This is a genomic window from Shewanella alkalitolerans (assembly GCF_019457575.1).
GTDB classification, from domain to species: domain Bacteria; phylum Pseudomonadota; class Gammaproteobacteria; order Enterobacterales; family Shewanellaceae; genus Shewanella; species Shewanella loihica.
This window is the reverse complement of record NZ_CP080422.1, coordinates 3,062,951-3,078,349: the sequence shown is the minus strand read 5'-3', so window position 1 is coordinate 3,078,349 and position 15,399 is coordinate 3,062,951. Positions and strand designations below refer to the sequence as shown.

Sequence of the window (15,399 nt, the reverse complement as noted above, 5' to 3'; positions counted from 1 at the left end):
AGATGTTTAATCGCGCAATGATGGTGTTGGTTCTGTTAGGCGCACCAATCGCGGCACAAGCTGAAAAGATCGCCGTTGTCGATATGCAGGCGGTATTTGAGCAGCTACCACAGCGCGAAGAAGTCAGCAAAACACTGAAAACCGAATTCGGCGATCGTGTGGCTGGCGTACAGAAGATGCAGGAAGAGCTTCGCGGCATGCTAGAGAAGCAGCAACGCGACGCGGCCCTGATGAGCGAAACGCAAAAGACTGAGATGCTGCGCAAGATGGAATCTCTCAAGGCTGAGCTACAGCTGAAGGGCAAGGCGCTGGATGAAGATATGCGTCGTCGTAACGGTGAAGAGCAAAACAAGCTATTGGTTAAGGTTCAAAAAGCCATCAGCGCTATCGCCGAGAAAGAGAAGTATGACGTAGTGCTACAGCGCGGCGCCGTGATCTACGTGAAGCCGACATCAGACATCAGCAGCAAAGTGGTTGAAGCTCTGAGCAAAGGCTAAGCATTGATGACAAGTTATACCCTAAGTGAGATCGCCGCCCATCTGAATGCCGAGGTCAAGGGGGATGAGACGGTGACTATTCACCGTGTCGCTACGCTGGAGAAGGCACAGACGGGGGAGATCTCCTTTCTGGCGAATCCCAAATACCAGAGTCAGTTAGAAGGCACGGCAGCCTCTGCCGTGTTGCTCTCACCCAAGATGGCCGAGCATTATAGCGGCAATGCCATAGTGTTGGTTGACCCCTATGTGGGGTTTGCAAGAGTCGCTCAGCTGCTCGACACCACGCCTAAGGCCGCCGAGGCTATTCACCCAAGTGCGGTTATCGACCCTAGCGCCCAGCTGGGTGAAGGCGTCGCCATAGGGGCCAATGCGGTGATCGGCGCCAAGGTTATCTTAGGCGAGAATGTTCAGGTAGGTCCCGGCTGTGTACTTGGCCAGGATGTTATCGTCGGCTCAAACTCTATCTTGTGGGCCAACGTGACCCTTTACCATGATGTGCAGCTGGGTACGGACTGTATCGTGCATTCGGGCACAGTGATCGGCTCTGACGGTTTTGGTTATGCCAATGAGCGTGGTCAATGGATCAAGATCCCACAAACTGGTGGGGTGCGTATCGGTAACCGTGTCGAGATAGGTGCCTGCACCAGTATCGACCGCGGCGCCCTGGATCACACAGAGATCCACGATGGCGTTATTATCGACAACCAGGTGCAGCTTGCACACAATGTGGTGGTGGGTGAAAACACTGCGCTGGCCGGTAGTTCTACCTTTGCCGGCAGCTGTACCATAGGTAAATACTGTATCATAGGCGGCAGCAGCGCCGTGGCAGGGCATCTGTCGATTGCCGACGGTACCCATATCTCGGGTGGCACCAATGTGACGAGTGTTATTCGTGAGCCTGGTGTATACTCTTCTGCTACCGTTGCGATGGAAAACAAGTTGTGGCGACGTAATACCGTCAGATTCAGACAACTTGATGAACTGTTCCAACGCGTCAAACAGCTTGAAAAAAACGTTAAATCAGATGATTAACTGCCCGAGGGCAGCTAAGGAAGTTATTGAGTGTCAAATCAATTAAATACGATGGATATCAAAGAGATCCTAAAGTTCCTACCTCACAGGTATCCGTTTTTATTGATCGATAGAGTCCTCGACTTTACGCCAGGTGAAACACTGCATGCGATCAAGAATGTCACCATCAACGAGCCATTCTTCCAGGGCCATTTCCCTGTAGCTCCTGTGATGCCAGGTGTATTGATCCTAGAGGCGATGGCCCAGGCGACCGGTCTGTTAGCGTTTAAAACCATGAGCGATGAGCCATCTAACGATGCCTTATACTATTTTGCCGGTATCGATAACGCTCGCTTCAAGCGTGTGGTCGAGCCAGGCGACCAACTTCATTTCGAAGTTAAGATGATTAAAGAACGCCGCGGGATTGGCGTCTTCACAGGTGAAGCTAAGGTCGATGGCGAACTAGTTTGTTCGGCAGAGATCATGTGTGCCCGCAGAGAGATTGCCAAGTGATTGATAAGTTAGCATTTGTACACCCAGATGCCAAAATCGGTAACAATGTTACCATAGGCCCATGGACCTATATCGGCCCAGATGTCGAGATCGGCGACGACTGTCATCTGAGCTCTCACGTGGTGGTCAAGGGCCCTACGGTTATCGGTAAGGGTAACCGTATTTTTCAATTCGCCTCAGTAGGGGAAGACTGCCAGGATAAGAAGTATGCTGGCGAGCCAACCCGACTGATCATCGGCGATAACAATGTGATCCGCGAATCTGTCACCATACATCGCGGCACGGTGCAGGATAACAGTGAGACCCGTATCGGTTCTAACAACCTGTTTATGGCCTACGTGCATATCGCCCACGACTGTGTGGTGGGTAACAATGTGATCATGGCTAACAATGCCTCTATCGCCGGCCACGTCCATGTGGGCGACTGGGCGATCCTAGGCGGCATGACGGGTGTGCATCAGTTTGTGCATATCGGTGCCCATGCCTTTACCGCTGGTTATTCGCTGATTTTGCAAGATGTGCCGCCATTTGTGATGGCGTCGGGTCAGCCTGCTATTCCAAGGGGACTGAACAGCGAAGGCATGAAACGCCGCGGCTTCTCCAAGGAGAGTCAACTGGCGGTGCGCCGTGCCTATAAGACCTTGTATCGCAAGGGCTTGACCATAGAAGAAGCGGTTGTCGCCTTGGGTGAGGATGCCGAGGACGAGCAGGTTAAGCTGCTGATGGACTTTGTGGTCAACTCGAGCCGAGGCATTATTCGTTAATCGGTTTAGCTAATTGGTTTAGCTATCGAAGAAAAGCTCGTGTTCACGGGCTTTTTTATTTTCAGTAAGCAAGTAACAGAAGATGAATCAGAGCAATCAAAAAGTATTCGCCATGGTGGCGGGTGAGTTGTCCGGTGATATTCTCGGCGCCGGCCTGATCAAGGCCTTGAAACAGCAATACCCGGATGCCCGCTTCGTCGGTATCGGCGGCCCGCAGATGGATGCCCTGGGGTTTGAGTCCCTGTTCTCTTTCGAAGAGCTGGCCGTGATGGGCCTGGTCGAGGTGCTGTCGCGCCTGCCGCGCCTGCTTAAGGTGCGTAAAACACTGATCGACGAGCTGACCGCCCTAAAGCCAGATTGCTTCATCGGTATCGATGCTCCCGATTTCAACATAGGTCTGGAACTGAAGCTTAAGGCGCAGGGGATTAAGACGGTTCACTATGTCAGCCCTTCTGTGTGGGCCTGGCGCCCTAAGCGGATCTTCAAGATCGCCAAGGCGACCAACATGGTGCTGTCGCTACTGCCCTTCGAGAAGGCCTTCTACGACAAGCACGATGTGCCTTGTACCTTCGTCGGCCACACACTCGCGGACGATATTCCGCTAGAGAGTGATAAGCTCAGCGCCCGCGAGACACTGGGGTTAGATCCCCACGCCGAATACCTCGCCATCTTACCCGGCTCACGGGGCGGCGAGCTCAAACAGCTGGCCGAGCCTTTCGTCCAGGCGGCGATGAAATTGCGCCAGCGCTATCCGGACCTTAAGTTTGTCACCCCGCTGGTGAATGCCAAGCGCCGGGCCCAGTTTGAGCTGGCTCTCAAGACCCATGCGCCGGATCTCGACATACATCTGGTCGAGGGACAGTCTCGCACCGTGATGGCCGCGGCCGATGCTATCTTGCTGGCGTCCGGCACGGCGACCCTGGAGGCCATGCTGGTGAAACGTCCCATGGTGGTGGCCTACAGGGTATCGCCGATCACCTACCGTATCGCCAAGGGTATGATGCAGATATCTCATTACTCCTTGCCTAACTTGCTGGCGGGCAGGGAGATCATCCCTGAGCTGATCCAGGCCGACTGTACACCGGATAAGATAGTCGATGCCGTTTCCAATCAGCTCGATGGCGATCATAAGCCGCTGATGGAGACCTTTATGGCGCTGCATCAACAGCTAAGGTGCGATGCCAGCGCGCGCGCGGCCCAGGCGGTTATTGAGCTAGTGGAGACAAAATAGTGGCTATTTATAAACAAATTACCGCCGAACAGGTCGAGGCACTCTGCAGCGGCTTCTACGCAGGCGTCGATGAGGTGGGCCGCGGCCCCTTGGTGGGTGATGTGGTGACCGCCGCCGTGGTGCTGGACCCGAACAATCCTATCGAGGGGTTAAATGACTCCAAGAAGCTGTCGGAGAAGAAGCGCGACGCCCTCTATGAGGAGATCCTCGCCAAGGCGCTGGATGTCAGCGTCGGACGCTGTTCACCGCTGGAGATCGATGAGCTCAACATACTGCACGCGACCATGTTGGCGATGCAGCGCGCCGTCGCCGGACTACGTGCCCGACCTGACAGAGTATTAATTGACGGCAATCGGGTGCCTGCCTTCGTCGATGAGACCCTGCAGGGGCATGCGGTGATCAAGGGCGATGGCCTGATCCCGGCCATCAGCGCCGCCTCTATCGTTGCCAAGGTGGTGCGCGACAGAGAGATGGAAGCCCTGGATGAGCGCTATCCCGAGTATGGCTTCGCCAAGCACAAGGGCTACCCCACCAAGGCGCATTTCGAGGCGCTCGAGGCACATGGCGTACTGGCCGAGCACCGCAAGAGTTTCAGGCCGGTCAAAGAGCGTCTGGACGCCTGTTAAACCGCCTGCTCCGGGCGCCTGCGACTGGTGCCCTGTGTGTGACTCTGGTACTCTTTCAAGGTTGCTCTTTAAAGGTGACTTTTCAAGGCGACTCTTTCAAGGCGACTCTTTCACGGGAATAGTTCGCCGCATAAATATTAGAAAATTTGCTAACTAAATCAGAATCTTCTTATGTCAGAACCTCGTTTCGTGCACCTGCGCGTACACAGTGATTTTTCCATGTCTGATGGCCTCGCCAAGGTCAAGCCCATTCTCGCCAAGGCCAGTGAAGATCAGATGGCCGCCCTGGCCCTGACCGACAACACTAACCTCTGCGGCCTGGTGAAGTTTTATGGCGGCTGTCACGGCGCTGGGATCAAGCCCATCGTAGGTTGTGACTTCTTCATGCTGGTGCCAGGATTCGAGGATGAGTTCTGCTCCCTGACCGTGCTGGCGATGAATAACGAGGGGTATAAGAACCTCACCCTGCTGATCAGTGATGCCTATCTGCGTGGCCATGTGAAAGACAGGGCGGTGATCGACCAGGCCTGGCTGGAGCGCTACAGCGAAGGGCTGATCCTGCTCTCCGGCGCCAAAGATGGCGACGTCGGTAAGGCGCTGCTCAAGGGTAACCAGGGCCAGGTGGACTCTCTGGTCGCCTTCTATCAGACCCACTTCCCCGACCGTTATTATCTCGAGCTTATCCGCACCGGGCGCCCCGACGAGGAGCGTTATCTGCATATGGCAGTTGAGCTGGCGGGCGAGAAAGACCTGCCCGTGGTCGCCACCAATCAGGTGGTGTTCATACAGCCTGAGCAGTTCGAAGCCCATGAGATCCGCGTGGCCATCTCGGATGGTTTCACCCTGGCGGACCCAAGGCGGCCGCGCCGCTACAGCGAGCAGCAATATTTCCGCAGCCAGGATGAGATGTGTAAGCTATTTGACGATATCCCCGAGGCGCTACAAAACAGCGTGGAGATCGCCAAGCGCTGTAACGTCACAGTGAGACTCGGTGAATACTTCCTGCCGAACTTCCCCACCGGCGATCTCTCCATCGAAGATTTTCTGGTCGAGGTCTCCAAGAAGGGCCTAGAGGAGCGTCTCGAGTTCCTCTTTCCCGATGAGGCACAGCGCGCCGAGCGCCGCAGTGAGTATGACGAGCGTCTCGATGTCGAGCTGACGGTAATTAACAACATGGGATTCCCCGGCTACTTCCTCATCGTGATGGAGTTCATCCAATGGGGTAAAGACAACGGTATCCCTATCGGCCCCGGCCGTGGTTCGGGGGCGGGTTCTCTGGTGGCCTATGCGCTTAAGATCACCGACCTCGACCCGCTGGAATTCGACCTGCTGTTCGAACGTTTCCTTAACCCAGAACGTGTTTCGATGCCCGACTTCGACGTCGACTTCTGCATGGACAGACGCGACGAGGTGATCGATCACGTTGCCGAGCTCTATGGCCGCGACGCCGTGTCGCAGATCATCACCTTCGGTACCATGGCGGCTAAGGCCGTGGTGCGTGACGTGGGCCGTGTATTGGGTCACCCCTATGGCTTCGTTGACCGCATCTCTAAGATGATCCCAGCGGAGCCCGGCATGACCTTGGCCAAGGCGTTCGAGGCCGAACCGGCGCTGCCCGAGGCCTATGATGCCGATGAAGAGGTTAAAGATCTCATCGACATGTGCCGGGTGCTGGAAGGGGTCACTCGTAACGCGGGTAAACACGCCGGGGGCGTGGTGATCGCCCCGACGGTCATCACCGATTTTGCGCCGCTCTACTGTGACGCCGAGGGCCACAACCCGGTTACCCAGTTCGATAAGAACGACGTAGAAACCGCAGGTCTGGTGAAGTTCGACTTCCTGGGTCTGAGGACCCTGACCATCATCGACTGGGCGCTGCAGATGATCAATCCGCATCTGGCGAAGCAGGGCAAGGAGCCAGTGCGTATCGAGGCGATTGTTTTGGACGACCCGGCCTCCTTCCGTCTGCTGCAGCGCTATGAAACCACCGCCGTATTCCAGCTGGAATCCCGCGGCATGAAAGATCTGATTAAGCGCCTACAGCCCGACTGCTTCGAAGATATGATCGCACTGGTGGCCCTGTTCCGTCCCGGGCCGCTACAGTCGGGCATGGTAGATAACTTCATCGAGCGTAAGCACGGCCGTGAAGAGGTTTCTTATCCCGACCAGCAATGGCAACACGAGAGCCTTAAGCCCATTCTGGAGCCCACCTACGGCATCATTCTCTACCAGGAACAGGTGATGCAGATCGCCCAGGTGCTGGCGGGCTACACCCTGGGCGGCGCGGACATGCTGCGCCGTGCCATGGGTAAGAAGAAACCCGAGGAGATGGCCAAGCAGCGTAGCGTCTTCGAAGAGGGCGCGGTGAAGAACGGCGTCGATGGCGAGTTGGCGATGAAGATCTTCGACTTGGTGGAGAAGTTCGCCGGTTACGGCTTCAACAAGTCGCACTCGGCCGCCTACGCCCTGGTGTCCTACCAGACGCTCTGGCTCAAGACCCACTTCCCGGCGCAGTTTATGGCGGCGGTGATGTCGGCGGATATGGACAATACGGACAAGATCGTGACCCTGGTGGACGAGTGTGAGCGCATGGGCTTGCCGCTGTTGCCGCCGGACGTCAACAAGGGCCTGTTCCGCTTCACGGTAGATGACGACCTCAATATCGTCTATGGTATCGGCGCCATCAAGGGCGTGGGTGAAGGCCCGGTGGAATCGATTCTTAAGGCGCGGGAGGATGGGCCATTCGTGGACCTGTTCGACTTCTGCGCCCGGGTCGATCTCAAAAAGCTTAATCGCAGAGTTATCGAGAAACTGATCTGCGCCGGCGCCTTGGATAACCTGGGGCCGCACCGCGCCGCCATGATGGCGACTCTGCCTGAGGCGATCCGCGCCGCCGATCAGCATGCCAAGGCCGAGGCGATTGGTCAGCACGACATGTTTGGCCTGCTCAACAGCGAGCCGGAAGACAACAAGCAGCAGTTTGTGCACTGTACTCCTTGGCCGGACAAGGTGTGGCTCGAGGGCGAACGGGAGACCTTAGGCCTGTATCTGACCGGTCACCCGATCAATCAGTATCTCAAGGAGCTCAAGCATTACACCTCGGGCAGGCTCAAGGATGTGCATCCCACCGAGCGCGGCAAGACCACCAAGGCCGCCGGGCTCGTGGTGGCGACCCGTGTGATGATGACCAAACGCGGCTCCAAGATGGGCCTGGTCACCCTGGACGACAAGAGTGCGCGTTTGGAGGTGATGCTGTTTACCGAGGCCTTTGAGAAATTTGGTGAGCTGCTGGAGAAAGACAGGATCTTGATCGTCGAAGGGGAGGTGAGTTTCGATGACTTCTCCGGCGGCAATCGCATGACGGCCCGTAACATCATCGACATGGGCGAGGCGCGCAGCCACTTCGCTCAAGCGGTAGAGGTGGATCTGGATGGCACCAGTATCACACCAGAGTGGCTCGGCCAGTTCCAACAAGCTGTCGAGCCCTGGAAGGCGGGCAGTGTGCCCTTGGTGATCAACTATGCTCAGCCCACCGCCAAGGCCCAGTTTAGGCTGGGGGATGAATGGCGGGTCAACCCGACCGACGAGCTGATGCTGGCACTGGAGACGCTGACCGGGTCTGACAAGGTAAGGATCCTCTTCTAGATGGCGCCCGACAGCTTCTGTCCATTTGATGCCCTGACCCAGCTACTAGCGCGGGTGAAGCCTGCGGCCGGCACTAAGCCTGATACTAAGTTAGTACTGGCTTACAGCGGCGGCGTCGACTCGGAGGTGCTTGCCCATGGCCTGAGCCTATTTGCCAAGCAGCATCCCGAGTTTAATTATCTCCTGGTGCATGTGCATCATGGCCTCAGCGCCAATGCTGAGAGCTGGCAGAGCCACTGTGAGCGTCGCGCCCGCGAGTATGGCTTGCCGATCAGCGTCAAGCGGGTGACAGTGGCTAGTGGCGCCCGCATCAGTCTCGAGGCCGCGGCCCGCGAGGCGAGATACGATGCGCTGCGAAGCGAGTTAGCCCCCGGCGATATCCTGCTCACCGCCCATCATCAGGACGATCAGCTCGAGACGCTATTATTGGCCCTCAAGCGAGGTCTCGGGCCCAAGGGGCTAGCGGCCATGGGAGAGGTGCAGACCTTTACCCCTTATAATCCACTCCTCAGGCCTTTGCTGACCACATCCCGCGCCCAGATAGAAGCCTTCGCTAAGGCACAGGGGCTTAGCCATATCGAGGATGAGAGTAATAAGGACAGTCGTTTCGACCGCAACTTTTTGCGCAATGAGGTGCTGCCGATCCTCACGGCGCGCTGGCCAGCCTTTGCCGCCACCGCCAGTCGCAGTGCTCAATTGTGCGCCGAACAGCAGGCGCTGATCGACGAGGAGGTGAGTCTTCGCTTACCTGCCATGCTGCTAAGCGTGCCCCATAGCCAGGCGGCCGTGCTGGATCTGAAGGCGCTGGCAGAGCAGCCAGGGCGCTGGCGTCCCCATCTGCTGCGGGGCTTTATCGAGCATCGCGGCTTCCCTTTACCCTCGGCGGCGCAGCTGGGGGATATTTTGGCGCAGCTTGAGGCCAAGGCAGATGCTCAGGTGGCGATTCGCATCAGATCTATGGTGCTGAGACGTTTTCAACACGCCCTCTATCTGGACTCTGCAGAGGTTGCACCTAGACATAACCAAGTGCTGCGAGGCCTGGATGAGGATGTGAGATCCCAAGGATCAACGTTAAGCTGGCCCATCGATAGCCAAAGCCTGCTAGTGGCGAACTGGAGCATGACGGGCCCTAGGCTACGTCTAGAAAAGGCGGGCGAGGTGATGCTTCGTTTTGGCGCTTCGGGTAGCCTGCGTTGTCATCCCCATGGGCGGGATAAGGGGCGGGAGCTTAAGAAATTGTGGCAAGAGTTTGCCGTGCCCCCCTGGGAGCGAGGGCGTATTCCGCTTATCTTCTCGGGCGAGCAATTAGTTGCTGCTGTGGGGCTCTGGGTGGATAAACGCAACTTGGCCGCTGAAGGCGAGGGGGGCTGGCAGTTCAGCCTTGCTGAAGTTAATGGCTAATAGCTGATATCTAATCGCTAACATCTAGTATTTAACGGCTAATAACTAACATCTAATACCTAACATCTAATACCAATCTTCCAATACCTAACATCTAGGCGGCAGGATGGCGCTTTCCTGCCGGGCATTTTTTCAAATCGGCTATTCTCTAATCCTTCGCTAAACCTGTTCTAAAGTCCTTTTAATCTCTACTCGATCTCGCTTTTGACTCGGATGCCACTCTAATCGACGCGGTAGCAGCGACGTCCGGCCGCCTTGGCCTGATAGAGGGCCTTGTCGGCCCTGAGGTACAGGGTCTCGGCGTCATTGCCAAGCTGCCACTGGGCAAGGCCCATGCTGGTCTGCACCTGAAACTTGGTCAGCAGGCTATCGCCTTCCATCATGGCGAGGATCCGCTCGCACAGCACGCTGGCCGCCTGGGTATCGCCTTCGATCAGCAGGGTAAACTCATCACCGCCTATGCGGAAGGCCTGGTCGCTGTCGCGAATCGCCTGCTCAAGTGTGTGGCCGAATTGACTCAGCACCTCATCGCCGATCAGATGGCCATACTTGTCATTCAGGCTCTTGAAGTTATCGAGATCCAGTACCACTAAGGTGATCGCATCCCCATGGCGTTGAGCGCGGGCCAGAACCTGCTTGAGGCTCTGCTCATAGTAGCGGCGGTTGCCCAGGTGGGTGAGTGAGTCGTGCATCGCCTGTTTCGCCATCTGCTGGTAGGCGATGGCGTTTACCAAAGGGCTCAGCAGCAGCGACTGTAACTGATACATCAGCTCTGTCTGTGGCTTGATCAGCGGCGCCGATAGACGATAGGCGATACTGATGCTCACCCCATCATGGCTAAGGTTTTGTTTTATTAGTAAACCTTGCTCACCGCCCCAGCTTAGCTGATACTCTTTATAGCACAGGGTGATCCCCTGCACTGGCAAGTGTTGTCCCATGAGTTTGCCGTAGCAGGCAAATACCGTCCGTGGATCTAGGCTCTCATGCAGCTGCTGCATGACGGTGACCAGATTAGGCGCACCGACTGTATTGTGATGGTGATCTGGCTGATAGCGATATTCGTCAAACGAAAATTCTGTCGCTAAGGCAAAGTCCATAATCTTTACTCCACAATGTAACGGACCCGAGATAGGTTATATAAAGCAAAAAACGTGCCTAATACTAAATGATGAGTTTGTCTATATATGTCATTGAGTTAGTCTGGGGAAGGGGGCTTAGTCGGTGACAGTATTTTGACTCTGGCAGCAAACTTGACGCTAGCGATCGCGTCCAGGCACATTTGGGCACACCGTTTTGGGCACACAGTTTTGGGCACACAGTTTTGGGAAGAGCGTATTTGAGGGCAGGCAGAGGAGCGCGCAGCGGTAATGGAACACAGCATACTGATTAAGATCCTGTTGATGTTGATGATGGCCATAGTGGCGATCGCCCTCTTTAGGCGGGCGGGCCTGCCGGCTATCCTGGCCTATCTGATCACCGGGGTGATCAGCGGCCCTTCTGTGTTCAACTGGTTCACTCAGCAGCAGATCCACTCGGTGGCCGAGCTGGGGGTGGTCCTGCTGATGTTCTCCCTAGGTCTCGAATTCTCGCTGCCCAGGCTCTGGGCCATGCGCCGCACCGTATTTGGCCTGGGTAGCGCCCAGGTGTTTGTCACCGCCGTCCTCACCATGTGCATCAGCATGCTACTGGGACTTAACCTGAGCGAGTCCATCGTGGTGGGCTCGGCCATCGCTCTCTCCTCTACCGCCATCGTACTCAAGCTGCTCAACGAGCGTGGCTGGCTCAGGCGACGTCACGGTGAGCTGTCGGTGAGTGTCTTGCTGTTTCAGGATCTGGCCGTGGTGCCCCTGCTGATCCTCATGCCTCTGTTGGCCTCAGATGGTGAGATGCTGAGCTGGCACCAGATCTTGCTCGCTATGGGGGAGGGGGTATTAGCCTTCATCGCCTTAATGGCCGTGGGTAAGTGGGCGCTGCCTAAGGTGTTTGATGAGGTGGCGCGCTCGCGCTCCAACGAGCTGTTTGTACTCTCTACCTTAGTAGTGGCGCTGGTCACCGGAGCCTTGACTCAGTGGCTGGGGCTCTCCATGGCGCTGGGTGCCTTTATCGCCGGTATGCTGCTGGGGGAGAGCCAATACAAGCGCCAGCTGGAGGCAGATATTCGCCCCTTCAGGGATCTGCTGATGGGGCTCTTCTTCATCTCTATCGGCATGCTGCTCGACTTTAGCCTAGTGATCACCTTCTGGTGGCAGGTACTACTGCTGGTGGTGGCGGTGATTATCGCCAAGGCCTTGATCGTCTTTGGCCTGCTCAGGGCGGCTAAGGAGTCGTTTCGCACCTCTGTTGCTACTGCCATCAGCTTGGCGCAGGTGGGGGAGTTCAGCTTCGTGGTGCTGGCGCTGGCGGTCAACTATCAGCTGCTAGAGATCACCGTCAGTACTAAGCTGGTGATGGTGGCCGTGCTCTCGATGGCGGTGGCTCCCTGGCTGGTGCGTCACAGCGTCGATATCGCAAGGCGCCTGCACGGGGTCAAGTCGGTTAAGCAGGGTGGTCATGAGACTATTCCCATCCCGGAGCAGAGTAGCGACCTGGTGTTGATTCTAGGTTATGGCCGGGTGGGGCAGACCATAGCCCGTTTCATGAAGACGGAGGCGATCCCCTATCTGGTGCTCGACCGGGATCCCACCAGGGTGAGCGAGGCGCGCCGGGCGGGGGAGCCTGTTTATTTTGGCGATGTGGCCAAGCGGGCGATCCTCAAGCAGGCGCAGATCAAACAGGCCAAGTTGATCGTGCTCACCTTTACCAGCAGTCATGTGCTCGATGAGGTCTTGCCCCTGTGCCGTCAGCTGGCGCCCGAGGCCAAGATCTTGGTGAGGACCCGCGACGACGAGGGCATGGAGGCGCTGGAAGAGGCAGGGGCCAGTCAGGTGATCCCGGAAACTCTGGAGGGCAGCCTGATGTTGGTGTCTCAGGTGCTCTATCAGTGCGGCGTGCCCCTGACCCGGATCCTCAAGCGACTCGAGTATGAGCGGCGCAATCACTATCAATATCTGCATGGTTTCTTCTCCGGCGAGGAGACAGACTTTACTCTGGAGCTGCTGCACGCCGTCGCCCTGCCCAAAGGCGCTCAGGTGGTGGGTCAGCCGCTCTCGGCCATTCCCTGGGACAAGCTCAGGGTGGAGCTAAGGGCGGTGCGCCGCAGCGGCGCCGAGGTGGAAAGTCCTGAGCTTGACTGGCTCATTCGCCCCGGGGACATTCTCATCATCCTGGGTAAGCCAAGGCGCATCGAGAAGGCCGAGCATTACCTGCTTCAAGGCTAATCGGATAAGAGAGAGTAAAAGCGCTATGGTAAGACCAGCCCTGTTAATTGTGCTCTCTCCGCTGCTCTTGATACAGGCGCTGTGGGTCAAATGGCGCACGCCAAGGCTGCCAGAGCCCGATGGTGAACGCAGTGGCGAGTTGGGGGAGGGGAAGCCGCTTAGGCTCCTGATTCTTGGCGACTCGGCCGCGGCGGGCGTCGGCGTCTCCCACCAAGATAAGGCCCTGAGCGGTCAGCTCACTCGTCTACTGGCGCCCCACTATCGCCTTAACTGGTGCTTACTTGCCAAGTCGGGCATGACCACGGCCCAGACGCTCAAGCTTATCCAGCAGGCACCAAATAGTGTCGATGTCATCCTTATCTCTTTGGGGGTCAACGATCTGCTCTCGCACATAGATGTGCAGCGCTGGCTTGCCTCGACCGGCGCGCTGATAGGCGGTTTACTTGAGGCCTCACCCGGCGCAAGGGTGCTGCTGACGCCGCTGCCACCCCTTGGGGACTTTCCGAGATTTAAACAACCTCTCGCCGGTGTGTTGCGGCGACGGGAGGCGCGCTTTAATCGGGCGCTAGAGCAGTTTTGCCAGGGCCAAGGGGCCTGTCAGCTCCTGCCCCTCATGCTGCCTCTGACGCCAGAAGCCCTGGCCATCGATGGCTTTCACCCCAGTGCGGCCAGCTATCGTCTGTGGGCGGAATGCGCCAGTCAGGCGATCCTCGCCCGCCGCGGGGCTGGCACCTTATAGGCGACCCATCCAGTCTAGCTAACGCCTTTTGAGAGTCTTTAGCGGATATTGAAGAAGGCCTTGATCTCATCTATCTGACACATGGCATCCTGATAACCCAGGTTGATCAGCGCGCTGCAGTAAGACTGCTCGAACAGCAGGTAAGAGACGATACTCGAGTCAGATTGCTGGTTGATGCCGATAAGTCGCAGCAGGGCCTTCACCGCCATCGGCATATCCTGATAGTGCTGGGCGGCGATCAGGCTAAGGTCTTCGCTGGGTTTGATCACAAGTGTGTCTATGGTCTTGAGCGACGCCTCATGCCTGCGTTCCTTGGGGATCAGATTGAGTGTGCTGTTGATCCGCTGCAGACGCTCGAGATCGCTGTTTAACGTATCGGAGAAGATGGTATCGAGCAGGTGACCGGCTATGGTCGCCGTCTTGGGGTGGTGCTCAAACTCCTTGTGCACCTGCTTATGGGGGCTCTCCAGGTTGATCACCATGATCTTCTCCGCCCCCAGATGAATCGGGCTGCTCAGGGGGGCCAGCTGATGCACAGAGCCATCGCCATAATAGCCACGATTGAGCTTCACCGAGGGAAACACCAGGGGGATGGCGGCGCTGGCCAGCAGGTGTTCGGTATGAAGATGAGTGCGCTGGCCGCCACGGCGGGCGCGGTTCCACTCGTCAATCTCCTTGGCGGCCTGAAAGAAGCTCACCGAGCGCGACGAGTTGTAGCAGGAGGTATCTACGCTCAGGGCATGCAGGGCGCCGTTGGCAATATTGCGGTCGATCCGCTCGAAGTTAATCAGGTTGTTCAGCAAGTTTCTTAGGGGCTGGTTGTCGAACAGGCTGCCGGCTTCCGTGTTGATCTTCACATCCTGTAGCCCCATCAGCGCCATCTGCGCCAGGTGAGAGAAGATGCCGCCAAAAGAGGAGCGGTAGACCTTGTGAGTGCTAAAGTGGCGCCAGACCCACTCGAGCTTACGTACCCCGAGATGAAAACAGGAGGCATGGGTCGCGATAGAGGTGCCGTTGATGGCGCCCGCAGAGGTGCCGCAGATGATCTTAAAGGGCACGCCGTGGTTACGGGGATAGAACTGTACTATCGCCTTGAGTACCCCGACCTGGTAAGCGGCGCGCGCACCGCCGCCCCCTAACACCAACGCTGTCTTATCTGGCAACTGAGTTCCCTCTGAATGAATTCTATTGTGTCGCGCCTGGCGGCAAGTCTTGTGATTGCGCTGGCCTGGACCAGCCTGTCATTTTTATATGTTTTGCCAAGTTAGCTATGCCCGGCTGTTGGTAACGTCCCTTAGCGCTGTCTCGCTTACAATGACCAAGGCCGATATTGATTAGAATATGTGAGCCGTGAGCCATGTTCAAGCCAGTGTCCCTGGATGATTTTCTCGCCCCAGTGGCGTAGCTTCTAGGGCCTTTTGGGATCAACAAGCTGCGATTCGGCCTCAATACGTCATCTCTAGCACAAATAATAGGGTGATGACCTAGATAATAAGTCTATATTGACTCAAGTCTCTGTGGCCGCTTTTGGCGTCTCAATGCCGCTATCTACTTGTAATGTAAATGTTAACTGACAAGTTGTCCCTCGGCCATGGGTTTTGGGCCTGTTTGATAATCTCTAAGGTTCGCGTAGACTGGAAATGAGTACATATGAG

Annotated in this window: 12 protein-coding genes; 10 read left to right on the top strand and 2 right to left on the bottom strand. The window is 56.7% G+C overall.

Annotated elements, in window-relative coordinates; all coding sequences use genetic code 11:
- Positions 1 to 2: 2 nt before the first annotated feature.
- The 8 genes from K0J45_RS13500 to tilS all read left to right on the top strand — a co-directional run bounded on the left by K0J45_RS13500 (position 3) and on the right by tilS (position 9,688).
- Positions 3 to 497, top strand: a complete 495-nt coding sequence (locus tag K0J45_RS13500; protein ID WP_011866423.1) for an OmpH/Skp family outer membrane protein — start codon at positions 3 to 5, stop codon at positions 495 to 497.
- Between the two features lie 6 nt (positions 498 to 503).
- Positions 504 to 1,529: a UDP-3-O-(3-hydroxymyristoyl)glucosamine N-acyltransferase gene (gene lpxD, locus K0J45_RS13495; RefSeq protein ID WP_220042937.1), complete on the top strand. Its 1,026-nt coding sequence runs from the start codon at positions 504 to 506 to the stop codon at positions 1,527 to 1,529.
- A 30-nt stretch (positions 1,530 to 1,559) separates the two neighbouring features.
- Positions 1,560 to 2,021: a 3-hydroxyacyl-ACP dehydratase FabZ gene (fabZ, locus tag K0J45_RS13490; protein WP_011866421.1), complete on the top strand. Its 462-nt coding sequence runs from the start codon at positions 1,560 to 1,562 to the stop codon at positions 2,019 to 2,021.
- A complete protein-coding gene (gene lpxA / locus K0J45_RS13485) occupies positions 2,018 to 2,785 on the top strand; it encodes an acyl-ACP--UDP-N-acetylglucosamine O-acyltransferase (protein ID WP_144200309.1) in 768 nt (255 codons plus the stop codon). The genes fabZ and lpxA overlap by 4 nt, the downstream gene beginning before the upstream one ends.
- Positions 2,786 to 2,867: 82 nt before the next feature.
- Positions 2,868 to 4,016 carry a lipid-A-disaccharide synthase gene (lpxB, locus tag K0J45_RS13480; RefSeq protein WP_220042936.1) on the top strand — a complete coding sequence of 383 codons (1,149 nt, stop codon included), beginning with the start codon at positions 2,868 to 2,870 and terminating at the stop codon, positions 4,014 to 4,016.
- On the top strand, positions 4,016 to 4,642 hold the full coding sequence (gene rnhB / locus K0J45_RS13475) for a ribonuclease HII (RefSeq protein ID WP_220042935.1): 627 nt from the start codon (positions 4,016 to 4,018) through the stop codon (positions 4,640 to 4,642). The genes lpxB and rnhB overlap by 1 nt, the downstream gene beginning before the upstream one ends.
- Before the next feature lie 171 nt (positions 4,643 to 4,813).
- Positions 4,814 to 8,287, top strand: a complete 3,474-nt coding sequence (gene dnaE / locus K0J45_RS13470; protein WP_220042934.1) for a DNA polymerase III subunit alpha — start codon at positions 4,814 to 4,816, stop codon at positions 8,285 to 8,287.
- The gene (gene tilS, locus K0J45_RS13465; protein WP_220042933.1) at positions 8,288 to 9,688 is read left to right on the top strand and encodes a tRNA lysidine(34) synthetase TilS; all 1,401 of its coding nucleotides are present in this window, start codon (positions 8,288 to 8,290) and stop codon (positions 9,686 to 9,688) included. It begins immediately after the preceding gene.
- 221 nt (positions 9,689 to 9,909) lie between these two features.
- Here tilS and dgcS read toward each other — a convergent pair whose 3' ends face one another.
- The gene (gene dgcS / locus K0J45_RS13460) at positions 9,910 to 10,785 is read right to left on the bottom strand and encodes a diguanylate cyclase DgcS (protein ID WP_220042932.1); all 876 of its coding nucleotides are present in this window, start codon (positions 10,783 to 10,785) and stop codon (positions 9,910 to 9,912) included.
- Between the two features lie 270 nt (positions 10,786 to 11,055).
- Here dgcS and K0J45_RS13455 point away from each other — a divergent pair, with 270 nt between their 5' ends.
- Both K0J45_RS13455 and K0J45_RS13450 read left to right on the top strand, forming a co-directional pair.
- Positions 11,056 to 13,005, top strand: coding sequence for a monovalent cation:proton antiporter family protein (locus tag K0J45_RS13455; RefSeq protein WP_011866414.1), 1,950 nt, complete (start codon positions 11,056 to 11,058; stop codon positions 13,003 to 13,005).
- Positions 13,006 to 13,030: 25 nt separating this feature from the next.
- The gene (locus K0J45_RS13450; protein WP_220042931.1) at positions 13,031 to 13,744 is read left to right on the top strand and encodes an SGNH/GDSL hydrolase family protein; all 714 of its coding nucleotides are present in this window, start codon (positions 13,031 to 13,033) and stop codon (positions 13,742 to 13,744) included.
- Positions 13,745 to 13,782: 38 nt separating this feature from the next.
- Here K0J45_RS13450 and K0J45_RS13445 read toward each other — a convergent pair whose 3' ends face one another.
- Positions 13,783 to 14,907 (bottom strand): patatin-like phospholipase family protein, encoded by a 1,125-nt coding sequence (locus K0J45_RS13445; RefSeq protein WP_011866412.1) that lies wholly within the window; start codon positions 14,905 to 14,907, stop codon positions 13,783 to 13,785.
- Between the last annotated feature and the right edge of the window lie 492 nt (positions 14,908 to 15,399).